Consider the following 16,963-nt stretch of genomic DNA (forward strand, 5'->3'; position numbering starts at 1 on the left):
CCATTCCTACTGCTCTTTTCTCTATGTATTTCCTAGCTGCTGCTTAATAACCTTCCATTTTTCCTCCAACTCTATTAATTGTGCCATGATAAGTTCGCTCAGCACCGAGAACGCTGTAAACCTTTCCTTCAGCATGGCATAAGTCTCTTGTTCGTGGGGTTCGACGTCCGTTATGACATCATAAGCTCTGAGAGCGGTGTTCACCGTCTGCTGGGTGTTTGCCAATCTCTCTTTAAAGGAACGAATAGACGACAGATCGATATCGTCGGATACGTAATAATAATTTTTCCGGTCATTGCTCGTCGCTATTTTGTAGCACAGCCCGATACGTTCCATTGAACGGATATGTACACTGACGGCGGCTCTGGTTACTTTAAGCTGCTCGGCTATCTCCTGCAGACTTATCGGCTCGGATGCGAACAGCAGCAAGGCCAGAATTCTTCCCACTAACGGACTATGCCCGTCATACTCTAGTTGCAGGGACATCTGATTGCTGACAAATTGTTTTAATTCTGAAAAGGTTCGCGGGGCATGCTGCATAGTCATCTCCTCTTCGTTTTCTGTTGATAAGACCCTTGTAGTAAGCATAACATCGTTAACAAAGACGTTAACACAAATTACTGACTGGTCATCCATAATGTACTATATACAAAAAAACCAATATTTACAATACTTTTTTGCTTGATTTATTTTTATCTAAACTAAAACTGACCGACTGGTCACAATCTTGACTAAAGATTCACGTGCGTATACAATCTTTACAACAACAATAATCGAATCAGGAAGTGATCCTCATTGAACGGTAAAAAACTGCAGATCGTTCAGTCTGCTATCAAGCTGTTTGGGGAAAGGGACTACCATACCACGTCCATACAAGATATAGCAAGCTTGGCCGGCGTATCCAAAGGAGCCTTCTATCTGCATTTTCATTCCAAGGAAGAGCTTCTTATTTCCATTTATCATTATTTCTTCGAGCTTATATTTCAAGGGCTTGATCAAGCGCTTTCAGACACGACAGCCTCTCCCGAAACGATACTTAGGCAGGTGCTGCTTCAGCAATTGAAAATTATTATTGGCAACAAAGAATTTCTTGCCATGATGCAAAATAACGGCGCGGCGTTTATACAAAACGAAACCGTAAAAAACATGATGTTTGAGACCAACCTTCAAATCCTATCCTGGTTTCAGAAACGAATCATCGAAGTCTACGGCAGCCCTATCGAGAAGTATTCCCTCGACTGTGCGATCATGCTGAACAGCCTCTTGAAGGATTACTTGTTTTACTGCCTCAGCTATCATATTGCTATGAAGCCTGAGGAGGTAGCCTCCTTCTTGTACGAGCGGCTGGACGATCTTGCCCAAGGCCTGATGAGAAAGAACCATGCCCCCATCTTTTCCTCGATCGAAATGATGCAGAAGCAAGGTCTTTGCGGAGATGGCAGCACCTGGCTGTTGAAGGTCGAGCAGTGCAAGCAATGGATCGAATCGAATATAGAGGATCAACGTACCTCGGATACCTTGATTCAATCAATCCACGCCGTGGTGAACGAGCTAAAGAAAGAAGAACCGAATGAGATTATCATTCAGGGCATGTACAATTATTTGCTGACCTTAAGCAAGGAGTATCCTCCTCTGCTTGAGCAATTGGAGCAGCTGCTGGCCTGGAGGCTCGGCAATTAAGAAGAATCCAACAGTTTCCTTGCGTCGGGCATCTTAAAAAGCCGCAGTTCAGGATGTTTTCCTGATCTGCGGCTTTCTTATCATTTCGGACTCCCAGCATAATCCGGACCATCCTCGCAGTCGAGGCCCTATGTTGCGGGAGCATCTCATTCCAGCCTGCCCCTTACGCCGCTTGACCCCTAACCGTTTCGTCCTTAGGCAGCAAGACGGCCAATACGCCGAGCAGCGGCAGGTAGGCGCACAGCTTCATGATAAAAGCGATGCTTGTCGCATCTGCTATCGAACCAAGCACGGCGGAGCCAAGTCCTCCGAGCCCGAAGGCGAGTCCGAAGAACAGTCCGGACACAAGACCGACTTTGCCCGGCAGTAGCTCCTGAGCATAGACCACAATGATGGAGAAAGCGGACGACAGGACGAAGCCTGCGCACACGCACATAACTCCTGACCAGAACAGATTGGAATAAGGCAGCAAAATGGAAAATGGTGCAGTCCCCAATATAGAAAGCCAGATAATATTCCGTCTGCCGTAACGGTCCGCCAATGGACCGCCAAAAAAAGTGCCTGCAGCCGATGCAACAAGAAAAGCAAACAGGAACATTTGTGCGTGTTCAACGGTCAAGCCGTAGTCCTGAATCAGATAGAAGGAGTAAAAGCTTGTTATGCTTGACATATAGACATGCTTGGAAAATACAAGAAAGACCAGGATCACTATCGCTGCCGTGATCTGCTTCGAGGTGAGCAGGGTCTTACGCCCCTCAGCGGTCATAGCCTTGGCGGAACGGCGCGGCTGAACCTTCTGCCTGCTGTACCAGCCGGCTACATAATATTGAATAGCGATAGCGGCAATAGCAGCAAAGGTAAACCAAATGACGCCGAACTGTCCCAATGGCACGAAAATAAGCGCAGTCATAATCGGTCCGAGCGAGCTTCCTATGTTGCCGCCGACCTGGAATATCGACTGTGCCAGCCCTCTCTGTCCCCCTGCCGCCAAATAGGCGACCCGGGACGATTCCGGGTGAAAGACGGCGGAGCCTATCCCCATCGCAATGACCGAAAGCAGGATGACGATGAAGTTCGGCGCTAACGCCAGCGTAACGACCCCCACCAAGGTAAAGCATACTCCGATAGGCAATATGTAAGGGCGCGGTCGAATATCCGAATATAGCCCTACGACCGGCTGAAGGAAGGAAGCCGTAATATTCATGGCAAAGGCAATAAGTCCGATTTGCGTATAAGTTAACTGCAGCGTATCCTTCAGGATCGGAAACAAGGCCGAGATCGTCGACTGCATGGAATCATTCAGCAGGTGGACGATACTGATCGCGAAAATAATCGGAAATACGGTTGAAGCAGCGGGTGCTGCGGTTGCAGCGGTTTTCTCCACAGTAATCTCTCTCCATTCTTTTTCTAGTTGTTAAGGACAAGCTCGACTCGCTTTTCGCTATTCAGCGATTATAGCACGGCTTTCGAGCATGTCAACCACTATTTTGAAAGGAATGGAGAAATTTCCGGTATTCTCTTTTACTCTTTGGATTGGAGCAATTTCACCATAAAAGCGGAGAAATCAGAAGCATGAAATGACTTGGCATCAGATGATACGAAGCCTCGCATCCGAAATCCGAATGACAACAGGACGAATAGATCTGCTGTCTTGTCCGCGTCTACCGACATCGGAATAACACCGTGCTCCTGTCCTGTCACAATCCATTTTTTCGACATTCCGAGAATATGCTCATAAAAGCGTCTAATTTCCTCTATCGCGGATTCATCGCTTTTTCCAAGCAAGTACATGAACACCTGGTTCGTAATATCCTGCGGATTTTCCAAAACCGGTAGAAGGCTAATGATTTGATTGAGCGGTCCCGCCAGCTCCCGCTTCGAACGAAGCACCTCGTCGTAAAAGCGGTTGTCCATCTCTTCGAGCCGCTGCTGCAGCACCATGGCCAAAAGCTCGTCCTTGCTTTTCACATAATGAAAAATAGCGCCCTTGGATAGTCCGGAGCGCTCCATAATATCGCTGAAGGTCGTCTTCGTACAGCCCTTTTCCAATATCAGCTCTTTGGTAGTGTCTAGAAGCAGCTGCTGCGTCTGCTGCCGTTTCAATTCACGTTTCATAGTCCCCTCCGTATGGCCCGTTTAGCGGTACATTAATGAACTCATTTTACAAACCGACTAACGGTTTGTAAAGCAAGGAGCCGCTTGACGAACCCATCCCTCCCTCGAATTAGCCGGAGGCTTTAAGAATACGATCAAGAAACTGCACAATCATCTGCCGCAAATCCACCTGGATTGAGCTCTGCTCGCGGTCTGTCGCGCTTCCGGCGGCAACGAATTGCCAGGCCAAATCCGTTGCTTTCAATTGTTCGATGAAGTCAGGCGACAATGCTAAGCCGGATTCTCCGGTAAGGGCTCCGTGAACAATAAGCAGGGGCGGCACATCGTTCCCTTGTTTTGGTCCCCCTTCTATTGGAAAGGCGTCGTATCCCTCGTGCGCAGTCGGGAGATTCCTTGCCATCATAGCTAAGGGAAAGCCTTGGTAAGACGGATAGGACCAGGTAAGAAAATCTTCGATGCCGTACACATCGATTGCACAACTGACTTCGGACGAATATTCCTGATATAATCCTCCCTGATTCATGACGGCATGGTTGGCGGTAAAGGCAGTCAAAAGCGCAAGATGGCCGCCGATGACACCAATTCTCGCCGGATCGATGCGATAAGTATCCGCCCATTTCCGCGCATAACGAACCGCCGATTTGCACTCGTACAGGTTATTCGGCCAACCCGGTACAACCAGCTCCTCGTTCCAGCCGGCAAGATTGCGTAAAGCGGCGGACGTTTCGGCAAGCAGGATGACATACCCGCGAGCCGCGAGGTATAGAGCCATGTCCGCTTCCAGTTCCCTGGTTCTTCTGCTCTCCCTTCCGTCGGTATGATAAATAATAATACAGGGGTAAGCTTCTTCTTCTGCGGATCCCGGCAGGTAGACATCCATCCGTTCTTTCCTGTCAGGTCCTAGGTAGTATAGATTCCTTACGATGGCACAGTGGCCGTTGTCCTCGAGCTGCATCTATTTTCCTCCGTATCGTCAATGGACTGGGATACCGCTTACCTAACAAGGAAACAAAAAGACCGCCTAACATTCGTTCAGCGGTCCATCCTCTCAGCAGATATGAAGTTGCATATTACGGAAGCCGGCAGACGCAATCAATGCTTATCCAGCAAGGAGCTCATTGCTTCGATGGCTTCTTCCTCGTCAACGCCTTTGGTTTGAATCGTAATTCTCGTCCCCTGCCGAATCGGAAGCAGCATCATACCGAGAATACTTTTGGCGTCCAGCTGTATGTTTTCCTTCTCAAACTTGATTTTGATGTCCGAGCTGAAATAGCTGGCCTTTTGCGCGATCATTTGCAAGTATTGCGGTTGGAAATCGGTCGCAATGACCATTTCGTGCACCCTCATGACAACTCCTCCGATCCTGATGTAAGGTTCTTCCTGTGGTTCCAACACAAGTTGATGTCATTATACTATAAAATCTTTTATTAGGTAAGCGTTATCAACACAATAATTCATATTTTTCAATCTATGAAAAACCTCTATCTGACCCTCAAAGAAAAACGCCTGAACTCCCATGAACCATGCGGGTCCTGGCAGCTCAGGCAAAAGAACCGTCTTACGATTTATGCTTGTGAATCAAGTCCATTTTTAACTCGTAGGCTTTGGGGCTCAAGTGGACCGAAAACTCCGCCGGGTTCAGCTTCCGCAAATATTCCGGCCAGAATAACGTCAGCTGTTCTTGATGGTGCTTCCGGATTTTGTCCAGGCTTGGCAGTTCGTATACCTGTTCCCCGTCAACGAAGATTGGCGTTAACAGCGGCTCCGTCTTGTAATTCTCCACGTATCTGTAAATGTAAGGATGCACTTTATCGAATAGCTTCAGCTTTTCCCCTTGCAGTACATCCGTTTCTCCCGAGAGGGTGACATAGTCGGCTATCGCTTTGCCGGTTTCCTTATTGATAATGCGATAGGCCTCTTTCTTACCTGGAGTCGATACTTTCTCAGGATTCCCCGAGATTTTGATAACCGGCTCAAGCTCTCCGTCCTTCTCCCGGGCAACCAGCTTGTAAACCCCGCCTAATGCAGGCTGATCCGCCGCGGTTATCAACTGTGTTCCTACTCCCCAGCTGTCGATCTTGGCTCCCTGAGCCTTCAGGTTGAATATGATATTCTCATCCAGATCGTTCGAGGCAACGATAACAACGTAGGGCAATCCAGCATCATCCAGCATCATGCGGGCCGTCTTCGACAAGTACGCCAAGTCCCCGCTATCCAGACGGATACCGCCCATTTTTTTACCCTGCCGCTCCATTTCCTTGGCGATTTTGATCGCGTTAGGAACACCGCTTCTCAGCGTATCGTAAGTATCTACCAGCAAGGTAACTTGATCGGGCAAAGCCGATGCATAACGCTCGAAGGCCTCTTCCTCCGAATCATGCGCCTGGACCCAAGCGTGAGCGTGTGTTCCCTTGCTTGGAATGCCGAAAAGCATGCCCGCCCTCATGTTCGACGTCGCGTCGAAGCCGGCAATATAGGCCGCACGGGCGCCCCAGATAGCGGCATCCGCCTCCTGCGCTCTTCTGGTTCCAAACTCCATCAGCACATCGTCGGGTGCAACTTGCCGTATCCGCGCCGCTTTAGTCGCAATAAGTGTCTGGAAATTCATGAAGTTCAGCATAGCGGTTTCCAGAAGCTGCGCTTCGAAAATCGTCGCCTCTACGCGAATAAGCGGTTCGTTCGGGAACACGACGGTCCCTTCCGTCACACTGCTGATCGTTCCGGTAAAGCGGAACTGACGCAGCTTCTCCAGAAATGCAGGATCATACTGTTCCTCCTGCTCCTTCAGGTATCGTATGACCTCATCGTCGAAATTCAGGCTTTTCACATATTCTACAATCCGTTCCAATCCCGCAAATACCGCAAAACCGTTGCCGAACGGAAGCTTGCGAAAAAATATTTCAAACACCGCTTTTTGGTTCAAGGTTCCATGAATCCAATGGGCGTACATCATATTGATTTGGTATTTGTCTGTATGCAATGTTAAATTCTCGTAATTCATGTTGATCCTCTCCATCCAACCGTCTATTTTCATTAGCTATTGTTTCCATACCTGCTCTATTAAAACTTACACGATCGCGGCGCCAAGCGTCTGTTCAAAATGGCCAAGCGCCCATTGATGACCCGCTTCGTTAAAGCTGGCCACCGCATTCCGGTGAATGACAATCCGAAAGCCTTTATTGTAGGCGTCCACCGCCGTATGAAGTACGCATATGTCAGTACAAACCCCTACGAGATGGATCTCTTCGATGCGGCGCGCCCGCAGCTGCAGCTCCAGATCCGTTCCGCAAAATGCGCTGTATCTCGTCTTATCCATCCAATAGATGTGCTCGCGATTCGCTTCATATGCCCCGCGAAGCTTGCCGTACAGCTCCCGCCCCTCCGTACCGCGAAGATTATGAGGAGGGAACAGCTTGTGTTCGGGATGATAAGGATCTGTGTCGTCGTGCAAGTCGACGGCCATAACGACGAAATCTCCGTTTTGCACAAAGGCTTCCGTCAATCCGACGATTTGGTCTTCAATATCTATGGCAGGCTGTCCGCAGGGCAGCTTTCCTGTCACAAAATCCACGGTATAATCAATCACTATAAGAGCTTTCATATCGCACACCATCCTTTTCCTAATTGAATTGATGATTAGCCGTATATCGATAACGGAGGAACATAACCGGTAAACCCGTACAGCTGGGCGGCACGCTGCGAGTATTTGTTAGACAGCACCGGTCTGCCTTCGGCATCCCTGATCTCCTCAATGATACCCTTCCGGCTTTGTGTCGAAGTAATTTTGCGAATAAAATTTTTCTCCTCAAAATCAGGACATACCGTTTGAATAACCTGATACAGCTCGCTGATGGTGAATTGCTCCGGTAAAAATTCCTTGGCGATGGTCGTCGTCAGCATTTTTTCCCGGATTTTGTTCAAGGCATCCTGCAGAATGATCCGATGATCAAACGCAAGGTCCATCTCGAGGGCTTCCTCCACCCGGAACAGCCTGACATCCGATGCATCATCCGCCGCACGGCGCTTCTCCAATAACTGCTCGTTTACCAGGGCGTAGAAAGCATGGGAGATGATCCAACCCCTCGGATCCCGCTTAGGCGTACTGTATACGTTGAAGTATTCGATATGAACGCCGTCCACCCCCGTCTCTTCCTTCAACTCCCGCCGCGCACTCTCCTCGATCGTTTCCGTCTCTTGAGAGAATCCGCCGGGCAGCGCCCATTGTCCTGCAAAAGGCCATTGCTTGCGCTGGATAAGCAGCACTTGCAGCTCCCTTACCGGCAGTGACTTCTTGACTCCCTGACGCTCGGTTGAAGTGATGGTAAAAATAACAATGTCCGCAGGCGCCCCATCCGGTGTTCGATATTTACTGGCACTATAATTCGTTTCGTTGTCTACGGAGTTCATGGTATCACCTGACCGCTTTTTAATATTATCGATTTGATATTATCATCATGACATTTTTATTTGATTTGTCAACCCTTTTTTTGCCTTTCTTCATCGTTAACAAATCCTGGAGAAATGATACTAAATACAGGCTGTCCATCCTAAGGCATTCAATGATAGAATGAATGTATTACTTTGTCGAAGGAGGAGCCTCGATTGCCGGACATTTTCGGACCCAAATACTATATCGAGAATGACTCTTTTTCCATCCAGTACATGTATCGTAAAGGGTTTTCGACGATGTCGACGCCGCACTTCCACCCGTTCTTCGAAATTTATTATTTGCTGCAGGGCGAGCGTACCTATTTCATTAACGGAAATATATACACAGCCCGCAGAGGCGATATGATTCTCGTGAATCCCTATGACGTGCACCGGACAACCAGCTCGGACGTACAAGAATTCGAACGGATCCTGATTAACTTTTCCGAGCAATTCATTCCCGCCAACAGCGTTCCTTCCGGACCTCAGTTTTTACCGTTCGTTCAAGGCTCGCGCCTGATCCGTTTTTCCATGAAGGAGCAGCCGGCTATCGAGCATATGATCCGGGAAATGCTGTCAGAGTGCGAGAATCAGGCAGATGGCTATGTCGACTATGTCAAGTCGCTGCTTCATCAGCTGCTCATCAAGGTATACCGGCACAGCACCGACGGCAAGCAGGAGCCATTGCAGTTCGCTCATCCCATGCACCAGAAGATTTCGGAGATTGCCACGCATCTTAATGATCATTTTCAAGAAAACATCACACTCGAACAAATTGCCAAGCAATTTTACATAAGCACATCCTATCTGAGCCGAGTGTTCAAGAAAATTACCGGCTTTCACTTTCGGGAGTATCTTCAGCTGATTCGGGTCAAGGAAGCCCAGCGGCTGTTGAGAGAGACCCATGAGAAGGTGCTGACCATTGCTGAGAAAACAGGCTTCGAGCATGTCGCCCACTTCAACACTACCTTCAAGAAAGTGACCGGAATGACACCGCTTCGCTACCGGAAGCAGAACAAGATCGCGGATAGCGATTCGATCGAGCAGGAACGTGATTATTCCATGTAAGCCTGCAAGGGTCTAATAAAAAGCCGGAAGAATAAGGGTATTTCCCTTTTCTCCGGCTTTTGTCCGTTTGTATTCTCATATTATCATATGACATAGAACCTCCTAAGGGAAATCGTTATTTCCCAGGCAACCGCAAAATTCGCGGGCAACGGATGTTTTTTGGCGAACCTTGGAAAACATACTTTGTCTGATCATAGCGGCTTGTACATTTGGATGGATACTACCCTGTTCGCACCCAGCATCATAATCTTCATATCAACAGGCTTGAACCCGTACTTATGATAGAACGACAATCCCCGTGTATTCGTGTTGTGGCACCATAGAAAAGCCTTCTGAACCTTCAGACTGTCTTTAGCCTTTTGCAGCAAATGATCAAATAAAAATTCCGCTGCTCCCTTGCCACGGTATTCCGGCGATATAATGACGTTTCCTACCCAACAGGAGCATTCAGCAGGGTCAAGATCATATAAATTGGCATAGCCTGCCACTTCCTGCGTCTTAACATCCATAACGACACTCGGTTCGTATCGGTTTTGCAATAATTGCACTATCTTCTCCGGGATTAACGGATATTGAGACCGCGGACTCATGTACAGCAATTCTTCTTCACTTTGAGGAAATTGGCAAATCGTTTCCAGATCTCCCTCGTTCAGGCTTCTAAAGGCGTACATAGTCTCCCTCCTCAGCGTCACCAGCCATGGCTTTCGAACCACATGTGTTCATGGTTTCTTTCAATCGCTTTCTTGATGTAGGGAATGATGTTGTCTGGCAATTCCTTGATATGGAACCACCTTAATTCTTCGCATTTATGCGGCTCTGCGTTCGTAATCGTACCTGACCAGGAATCTACCAGCAGGTAAAAATCAACCCATTCCGAGCTTGTGTTCTTTCGGTGCATGACGCCAACTACTCTAAGCTGGGAGGGTTCGATCGTGATTCCCGCTTCCTCCCGTGCCTCCCGGATTGCCGCCGATACAACCTCCTCATTTCCGTCGATTCTTCCTGCGACGACACTCCACCAGCCGTCCATAAACCCTGTGTTTTTCCGTTTAAGAAGAAGCACCTCCTCCTGACGATAAAACAATAAATGAACAGACCCATAAAACAGCGGCTCTCCCATATTCCCCTCCTGATGTCCTGCTTGCTAGCCCAATTCCTCGCGCCTTATTCACGATCCTTATGAGTTCTCTTTTACAAGAGCAGCTCCAGCCATTCTTCTTTCGTTACTGCGCCAAAATAATAAGTAAGGTCCACAGAATCCAGCAGCTGCTGAAGGGCCTCGGTATCGTATTTCACTCCGATCAGCTTGGCGGCAAACTCTCCGGCATCCCCGACCCCGAAGAAATCTCCGTAAATGAGGGCGCCGCGGATAACCCCCTCTTTCACATCCAATCTCACGTCAAACGTACCAGCCGGAAGACGCTTCATGGAACGGACGTTGAACTCCGGGGATTGACCGTAATTCCAGTCCCAGCTCCGATACCGCTCATCCGCAAGCTTGTGAACCGCTGCCCAGTCCTCTTCTGTCAGCTTATACTCCGTCGGAGCGGCTCCCTCGAAAATAAAATTCAACAAATATTGTCTGAACTCCGTAATGGTCATCGGCTCACGAAGAAATTCGGAAATATTGGCGACGCGGCTCCGAACCGACTTAAAGCCTTTGGACTGAATCTTCAGCGGATTGACGTTTAAAGCCGACACGACATTCTCAATCTGGGAATTCAGCATCAAGGTTCCATGAGTGAACATGCGTCCTCTGGTCGAAAACTGGGCATTCCCTGACACCTTCCGTTCTCCTACTTGAATATCATTACGGCCCGAAAGCTCCGCTTCTACACCCAATTGATGCAGGGCTTGGACTACGGGCTCGGTAAATTTGCGGTAGTTACTGAAGGACTTGCCGTCATCCCTTGTAATAAAGCTGAAATTCAGATTCCCAAGGTCATGGTACACCGCACCGCCTCCGGATAGACGCCGAACGACATGGACCCCATTAGCCTCTACATATTCGCGGTTCACTTCCTCCGTCGTATTTTGATTTTTCCCTATAATAATAGAAGGCTCATTGATGTAGAACAGCAAATAGTCATTTTCTATAGGCAGGTTTCTAAGCGCATATTCCTCCAGCGCCAGATTAAGCGCCGGGTCTGTCATGTTCTGATTATCAATAAACAGCATGGTCCTTATCCTCTCCTTAACTCCCAACGGAGCATCTTTATGTATTATAAGCATATCACAGCGCGGCCAAATTTTCTTGCTCCTTTATGATTCGACAAAGGGGGAAATCCTAAGAGAATACGGAATCATTTTGAGAAAGAGCCGTTGCCCTACAAAGTGGAGTTTGGCTTAAAAGCTGAATCGGGTGGTTCGTCACGGGGACCGTCGGTCAAAAGAAAAAGGCATCCCAAAGGATGCCCCCAACCTGCCATTCAGATCATCTATTCTTCTTTTATGAACCATCATGTCGTTTTATTGTCTTTCACCGTTATTTTCCCATAATACATGTACATTCCGCAGTAATACTCGTATGTTCCAGGCTTCAAAGAATCTAAGGTTATAAGGTTGTCCCCTTTATTCAAAGGAATATCCATCCCGAAATCCTTGGAAATCATATTTTTGATGCAAGTAAAGCCAGTCGATTTTTTAAAGTTTATTTTGGCTGGAACACCCGGCTGTAATTCAATATGGTCCGGCACGAAGCCGTCAGCTGTTACGGTTATGGTAGCGACCTGATATCCCGCCGCTTGCTCCGCAATAAGAGGATCTACAGGATCCGGTTTACTTTGAACATACAACCATATGGCACATAGTCCAAGCAGACCCAGCCCGGCTAGTAGAGTGACTGCTTTTGTCATCCGTTTCATGGCTTCCACCCTCCCCGCATATTCTTGATCGTACCTTCAAAGGGTATACCCTAAGTATATCGGATGGAACAGTTCATGGAGCGATTCAAATATGGCGTAATCAGCACAATCCCTAGAGAACGAAGGTCCACTGCAAATATTGGCATAAAGAAAAAAGAAACAGCGGTCCGCTGTCTCTTTTTCCCCAAAAGGATTCGATTATCTCACTACGTCATAACGGAACCAATCCACATCAGCGGCAATACGTCTGCCGGAGCCGCCACTGCTGGCATAAAAACCGACCATCGTCCCCGTAAATGCCTTCTTCTCCATGGTTCCTTCATCGCTAAGAAATTGAGCATCCGGGATAACCCCGAGAAGCTCCCAGGAGGATCCGTCCGTACAGTAATAGAAGCTTCTAGCCTCGCGTTGTACTGTAACTTTCAAATACAGTTCCTTCCGAACCTCCAGCTCTGCCGAAGTGAGAACCCGGGTACTGGAAGCCCGCCGTTCAATCAGCTTGATCTTCAGTCCCTCATCATAGATCAGACAAAGCTTTACAAAGCATCGCGTATCATAATAGCATATAAGCCCGGCCTGTTCCCCGTTAACCTCCGGATGAAACTCCAATTTCATTGCGGCTTCGTATCCATGATGCTGCTCTCTTCGAACAAGCACATTCTTCGCTTCAATCGAATCTATATCCGCATCCCCGGTCCACAGTCTTACATAACCGGGTTTTTCCTGAAGGGACCATCCGGCCGGATCCGGATTTCTCACGAACTGCCAATGCAGCGGAAGCTTCTCATCATCAAAGTCATCAAACCCGGTAAATGGATAAGGATGCTCCTCTAATTGAGGTGCAGCCTGAACATTGCTGGGGCCAAAGCCCCCATTCACCAGGAACCATCCATCCTCTGTCCATTGAACAGGCTCCAGGCAGGTTTCTCTTCCAAGCACGCAATAGTTCCCGCCGATTGGCCTGCCCGCCAGATGAACCATCCACCAGTCGCCATGCTGGGTTTGTACCAGCTTGCCGTGACCCGCGCGCTGAATGGCCGCCGTCGGATCCGTCTGTGTATGGACAGGATTATGCGGACAGGCTTCATAAGGACCTGTCAACGTTCGGGAACGTGCTACCGTTACGCAGTGTCCATATTCGGTACCGCCTTCGGCAAGGATGATGTAATAATACCCGTCCTTCTTCAGTATATGAGGCCCTTCCGGCGAAGCTTTCCCCGTACCCGGCCACAAGAAGATCGACTCTCCTACGGCTGCGGTCATATCGTCATTCAGCCTCAGCAGCTTGGCGCCGCCTCCTCCATAGACCATATAGCGGCTGCCGTCGTCGTCTATGAATAACGAAGGATCCAGTCCTTCTTCATTGATAATGACAGGCTTGGAGTACGGCCCCTCCGGCTTGTCCGATGTCATAAGAATATTGTGGCGGCCGGACCCATGCAGCCGCAGGGTGGCCATAATCGTGAACACACCGTTGTGATAAGAGATATCAGGAGCCCAGATGCCGTAGGAGTCCGGCAAATCCGCCAACGGAATATCCTCGCTCTTGGTGATGGCGTGTCCAATATATTCCCAATTCACAAGATCCCTGGAATGGGAAATAATAATGGCAGGGAAATACTGAAAGGTCGAATTGACCATGTAATAATCCTCGCCCACACGTACGATCGAAGGGTCTGGGTGGAATCCCGATCGAATAGGATTCGAGTAGGTTCTGACAGTCACTGTTCATCGAACTCCTTTTATGCTCCGTGAACTTGAATCGTTTGCAAAAACGTCTCCGTTACCTGATCAATCGGCTTGTGCTCGATGCCGGCCAGCTTATGGCAAAACTCGCGAATTAATAAAGCCTGCGTACCGGCGTTCATATCTCCCTCAATCCGCCCTTTACCGATTGGGACGGCTGCCGGCATATAGGGATAAAACTCCCCTTCCTTCACCTGCGCAACGTTGGGAGCAGGCGGCGATTGATGAATTTCTCTGGAGAAGCCTCCATCCTCCCGCAGCAGCTTGCGCATATTAGCTATGGTGATCCGGATAATCTCCGCCAATTCCTCCTGCGGAATGGTCAGCACATGCCCGAACGTACCGAGCAAATCAATCGGATTGCGGATCCAGCACATATCTCTGGCCTCGTCCTCCCGCAGGCAATGCAGGATCGTCTGATAAATACGGTCAACATTAGGCAGAGGAATGCCGAATTGCGTATAAAACGCGCTCAGCTTAAACGTCCCGGATATGCGAATATACCGGTTGCCTTCGCCCCATAAGCCTGTTTCCGGGTCTTGAATGGAGGCAAAATAAGCTTTACCCGCTTCAATAAACCGATTCCGCTCCTCCTCTTCCATCTTAGCTATATGATGGTTCGGTGTCCCCATGAAATCGCAGCCTCTCCAGCTGTTGCGCAAATCCACCTTCTTAAGCCACGCAACGTACGTTTCCGGGGTACTTAAATGCTCTGGACGGGTGATCATTTGATGCGGAAGCGGATGCAGCGGCGCCGACCCGAGTCTGCGAAGAGAGTTGCTGCTGTAACCAAGCGCTCTCATGACCATGACCTCGTCCTTACGCATATTCTCGTCTGCATCAAAGAAATAGCCTGTTGCAGGATCCTGCTTCTTCTGGAAAAAAGCAGCTATGCTTTGCTTCATCGATTCGGGCAGCCGATCCAGCAGTTCGGAGCGTGCCAGGATAGTGAGCGCTTGAGCCGTCGATTCAATATCAGGAATGAAGTTCTCCATTTCAAACGAGCTCCGCGCGTAATAGAAACCGCCTGAAGCTGGGTCATATTGGCCTCCGAGCCAACGATAAAAATTCGTGAATAACGCATCCATCTCAATTAACAGCTCTTGAATTTGTTGTTGTCCTGTTGTCATGGCGATGTCCCCTTTTAATCCTCGATCGGAAGGTATTCAAACCAATCGAAGTCTGCGTAGTTCGTGCTTGCTTCCCCTTCACTGCTTGCATATAAGCCCATATAGGCTCCGATAAAGCCTCCGGCAACATCAGAGCTGAGCAGGGTTCCATCCACATCCTCCGCCAAAGCAATCCACTGCTCGTAAGAGGTTGCATAATAGAAATGATAAGCCTGCCCGATGGCCTCTACCTTAAGGTAAAGTTTGCCTGCATCGACCGAATGGGCTCCTAATATGATTTCTTCTCCCGCCTTGCGCTGGATCAGCCTGATTACAGGACCGGATTCTCCCAGAGCGTACTCCAATCGGAAATGGTAATCCTGGTTTTGCAGCAAAACGAGTCCGGCGGCTTCATGCCTCGTCTTGGGAACGAACTCCATCACCGTACGCGCAGCAAAGCTCATATGCTGCTGGCGCCTTCCGACAAAGCTCGGATTCGAACATTCCGACAGCCGCTCCGGCTTCAGCTTTAAACGAAGATAGCCCGGACGTTCTGTAAGGGACCAGAACTCTCCTCTAGGGGTCCGGATAAAATTCCACTGCATCCCCAGTGTATCGCTTTCAAATGGATCACAGGCAGCAGCTGACGGCCATCTTGTTTCCGGTAGGTTAGGGCGTGGCATTTCGATTTCGACAATCCCTTTGCCCGGGTTTACGACAGGCCAGCCTTTTTCCCAAATGAACGGAACAAGGAACGTTTCTCTGCCCAAATTCCTGTACTCGCCGCCGTACGGACGCGATGCAAGGCATACCATCCACCATTCCCCGTTCTGCGTCTTTACGATATCCGCATGTCCGACGTTAACGATAGGGTAGCTTCTGCCCAGATGACGATGAGTTAAGATCGGATTGGACTTGCAGTTCTCATACGGTCCGGTTATCGACTCACTCCTCGCTATCGTGACTGAATGGGTATATCCGGTCCCTCCTTCCGCAATGAGTAAGTAATAATAACCGTTGATTTTATATAGATGAGGACCTTCTTGGGCATGAATTTGCTTTAGAGCGCCGTCCCACAGGCTGAATTTGGGTCCGATCAGCTGCTTGGTTTCCAAGTCGAGCTCCTGCAGCCAAATTTCCATATGCTTAGGGTACTGCTGTCCGGAAGGCGGCTGACGGTTGGCCATGACATATACTTTGTCATCGTCATCGAAGAACAAGGACGGATCGATGCCCGGAGCATCAGGCAGCCAATACGGGTCTGACCAAGGCCCTGCCGGATCCTCGGCGGTTACGAAGAAGTTTCTTCGCGCCCCCGTTGCGCTCACAACAAAGGTTGTGATCATATAGAAGATCCCTTTATGATAGCGAATAGTCGCCGCATAGATTCCTTTGGAGGTCGGTGTGCCGTCCAGATCGAGCTGGGAAGGACGGTCAAGAACATGTCCGATCTGTCTCCAGTTCACCAGATCCTTACTATGGAAAATAGGTACGCCCGGATAATACTCAAAAGAAGAGGTCACTAAATAATAATCTTCTCCTGCTCTGCAAATGGACGGATCGGGATAAAAACCGGGTATAACGGGATTGCGAAATGTCGTCGAGTTCATCTAGCACGGTCTCCTTTTGAACAATGTCCTTTATAAGCACAAAATGAAATGTCTATTCTTGTCTTCATTCTAGTACAATGATTCATACGATTCTATACAAATTGATGTTTAAACATCCGTAAAGTTTCGTTTTTTTGTCTTCCACAATATCCCTTTTTATTCCTGGGAAGAGCAACCAAAGCCGGCTTTTTCCTGTTAAATGACAACGGAAGATCATTGGTTTTGATCTCTATTGCGAAAGAAATGACCCTCTAAAAGTTTCAAAGAAGCAAAACAAAAGTTTGAAAGAAATCATAAATAAATACGAAAAAAACAAGCTGTACTTCATGCAAATCAAAAAGTA

17 protein-coding genes are annotated in these 16,963 nt (G+C 48.6%); 2 read left to right on the forward strand and 15 right to left on the reverse strand.

Going from position 1 to position 16,963, the window contains the following annotated elements:
• Positions 1-21 precede the first annotated feature (21 nt).
• Positions 22-540, reverse strand: a complete 519-nt coding sequence (locus ABEA66_RS21360) for a GbsR/MarR family transcriptional regulator (protein WP_179136078.1) — start codon at positions 538-540, stop codon at positions 22-24.
• A 255-nt stretch (positions 541-795) separates the two neighbouring features.
• On the opposite strand from ABEA66_RS21360, the gene ABEA66_RS21365 reads away from it, so the two are divergent.
• Positions 796-1,680, forward strand: coding sequence for a TetR/AcrR family transcriptional regulator (locus ABEA66_RS21365; protein WP_345590598.1), 885 nt, complete (start codon positions 796-798; stop codon positions 1,678-1,680).
• 163 nt (positions 1,681-1,843) lie between these two features.
• On the opposite strand, the gene ABEA66_RS21370 is transcribed toward ABEA66_RS21365, so the two are convergent.
• The 7 genes from ABEA66_RS21370 to ABEA66_RS21400 all read right to left on the reverse strand — a co-directional run bounded on the left by ABEA66_RS21370 (position 1,844) and on the right by ABEA66_RS21400 (position 8,202).
• Positions 1,844-3,064, reverse strand: a complete 1,221-nt coding sequence (locus ABEA66_RS21370; protein ID WP_345590600.1) for an MFS transporter — start codon at positions 3,062-3,064, stop codon at positions 1,844-1,846.
• Between the two features lie 137 nt (positions 3,065-3,201).
• Positions 3,202-3,795, reverse strand: a complete 594-nt coding sequence (locus ABEA66_RS21375; protein ID WP_345590602.1) for a TetR/AcrR family transcriptional regulator — start codon at positions 3,793-3,795, stop codon at positions 3,202-3,204.
• A 109-nt stretch (positions 3,796-3,904) separates the two neighbouring features.
• Positions 3,905-4,750, reverse strand: coding sequence for an alpha/beta hydrolase (locus ABEA66_RS21380; RefSeq protein ID WP_345590604.1), 846 nt, complete (start codon positions 4,748-4,750; stop codon positions 3,905-3,907).
• A 137-nt stretch (positions 4,751-4,887) separates the two neighbouring features.
• Complete coding sequence (locus ABEA66_RS21385) at positions 4,888-5,142, reverse strand: HPr family phosphocarrier protein (RefSeq protein WP_079911849.1); 255 nt, start codon at positions 5,140-5,142, stop codon at positions 4,888-4,890.
• 211 nt (positions 5,143-5,353) lie between these two features.
• A complete protein-coding gene (locus tag ABEA66_RS21390; RefSeq protein ID WP_345590605.1) occupies positions 5,354-6,796 on the reverse strand; it encodes a nicotinate phosphoribosyltransferase in 1,443 nt (480 codons plus the stop codon).
• 66 nt (positions 6,797-6,862) lie between these two features.
• On the reverse strand, positions 6,863-7,396 hold the full coding sequence (locus ABEA66_RS21395) for a cysteine hydrolase family protein (RefSeq protein ID WP_345590606.1): 534 nt from the start codon (positions 7,394-7,396) through the stop codon (positions 6,863-6,865).
• A gap of 35 nt (positions 7,397-7,431) precedes the next feature.
• A complete protein-coding gene (locus ABEA66_RS21400; protein WP_345590607.1) occupies positions 7,432-8,202 on the reverse strand; it encodes an NUDIX domain-containing protein in 771 nt (256 codons plus the stop codon).
• A gap of 195 nt (positions 8,203-8,397) precedes the next feature.
• Here ABEA66_RS21400 and ABEA66_RS21405 point away from each other — a divergent pair, with 195 nt between their 5' ends.
• Positions 8,398-9,291, forward strand: coding sequence for a helix-turn-helix transcriptional regulator (locus ABEA66_RS21405; RefSeq protein ID WP_377740620.1), 894 nt, complete (start codon positions 8,398-8,400; stop codon positions 9,289-9,291).
• Between the two features lie 191 nt (positions 9,292-9,482).
• On the opposite strand, the gene ABEA66_RS21410 is transcribed toward ABEA66_RS21405, so the two are convergent.
• The 7 genes from ABEA66_RS21410 to ABEA66_RS21440 form a co-directional block, all read right to left on the reverse strand.
• Complete coding sequence (locus ABEA66_RS21410; protein ID WP_345590609.1) at positions 9,483-9,962, reverse strand: GNAT family N-acetyltransferase; 480 nt, start codon at positions 9,960-9,962, stop codon at positions 9,483-9,485.
• Positions 9,963-9,979: 17 nt separating this feature from the next.
• A complete protein-coding gene (locus ABEA66_RS21415) occupies positions 9,980-10,411 on the reverse strand; it encodes an NUDIX hydrolase (RefSeq protein WP_192702560.1) in 432 nt (143 codons plus the stop codon).
• Between the two features lie 71 nt (positions 10,412-10,482).
• Positions 10,483-11,469 carry a lipoate--protein ligase gene (gene lplA, locus ABEA66_RS21420; RefSeq protein WP_345590612.1) on the reverse strand — a complete coding sequence of 329 codons (987 nt, stop codon included), beginning with the start codon at positions 11,467-11,469 and terminating at the stop codon, positions 10,483-10,485.
• A 281-nt stretch (positions 11,470-11,750) separates the two neighbouring features.
• Positions 11,751-12,155 carry a cupredoxin domain-containing protein gene (locus ABEA66_RS21425; RefSeq protein ID WP_345590614.1) on the reverse strand — a complete coding sequence of 135 codons (405 nt, stop codon included), beginning with the start codon at positions 12,153-12,155 and terminating at the stop codon, positions 11,751-11,753.
• 198 nt (positions 12,156-12,353) lie between these two features.
• The gene (locus tag ABEA66_RS21430; protein ID WP_345590616.1) at positions 12,354-13,880 is read right to left on the reverse strand and encodes a glycoside hydrolase family 43 protein; all 1,527 of its coding nucleotides are present in this window, start codon (positions 13,878-13,880) and stop codon (positions 12,354-12,356) included.
• A 17-nt stretch (positions 13,881-13,897) separates the two neighbouring features.
• On the reverse strand, positions 13,898-15,031 hold the full coding sequence (locus ABEA66_RS21435; RefSeq protein ID WP_345590618.1) for a hypothetical protein: 1,134 nt from the start codon (positions 15,029-15,031) through the stop codon (positions 13,898-13,900).
• Between the two features lie 14 nt (positions 15,032-15,045).
• Entirely contained in the window at positions 15,046-16,620 is a 1,575-nt protein-coding gene (locus ABEA66_RS21440) for a glycoside hydrolase family 43 protein (protein WP_345590619.1), read from the reverse strand.
• Positions 16,621-16,963 lie beyond the last annotated feature (343 nt).

The sequence above is a fragment of the Paenibacillus vulneris genome (genome assembly GCF_039543185.1).
GTDB classification, from domain to species: domain Bacteria; phylum Bacillota; class Bacilli; order Paenibacillales; family NBRC-103111; genus Paenibacillus_S; species Paenibacillus_S vulneris.

Coding starts and splice junctions, on each gene's coding strand:
- ABEA66_RS21435 (WP_345590618.1), bottom strand. CDS start 15,031: ATGACAACAGGACAACAACAAATTCAAGAGCTGTTAATTGAGATGGAT.
- ABEA66_RS21390 (WP_345590605.1), bottom strand. CDS start 6,796: ATGAATTACGAGAATTTAACATTGCATACAGACAAATACCAAATCAAT.
- ABEA66_RS21395 (WP_345590606.1), bottom strand. CDS start 7,396: ATGAAAGCTCTTATAGTGATTGATTATACCGTGGATTTTGTGACAGGA.
- ABEA66_RS21360 (WP_179136078.1), bottom strand. CDS start 540: ATGCAGCATGCCCCGCGAACCTTTTCAGAATTAAAACAATTTGTCAGC.
- ABEA66_RS21410 (WP_345590609.1), bottom strand. CDS start 9,962: ATGTACGCCTTTAGAAGCCTGAACGAGGGAGATCTGGAAACGATTTGC.
- ABEA66_RS21440 (WP_345590619.1), bottom strand. CDS start 16,620: ATGAACTCGACGACATTTCGCAATCCCGTTATACCCGGTTTTTATCCC.
- ABEA66_RS21400 (WP_345590607.1), bottom strand. CDS start 8,202: ATGAACTCCGTAGACAACGAAACGAATTATAGTGCCAGTAAATATCGA.
- ABEA66_RS21415 (WP_192702560.1), bottom strand. CDS start 10,411: ATGGGAGAGCCGCTGTTTTATGGGTCTGTTCATTTATTGTTTTATCGT.
- ABEA66_RS21385 (WP_079911849.1), bottom strand. CDS start 5,142: ATGAGGGTGCACGAAATGGTCATTGCGACCGATTTCCAACCGCAATAC.
- lplA (WP_345590612.1), bottom strand. CDS start 11,469: ATGCTGTTTATTGATAATCAGAACATGACAGACCCGGCGCTTAATCTG.
- ABEA66_RS21425 (WP_345590614.1), bottom strand. CDS start 12,155: ATGAAACGGATGACAAAAGCAGTCACTCTACTAGCCGGGCTGGGTCTG.
- ABEA66_RS21380 (WP_345590604.1), bottom strand. CDS start 4,750: ATGCAGCTCGAGGACAACGGCCACTGTGCCATCGTAAGGAATCTATAC.
- ABEA66_RS21375 (WP_345590602.1), bottom strand. CDS start 3,795: ATGAAACGTGAATTGAAACGGCAGCAGACGCAGCAGCTGCTTCTAGAC.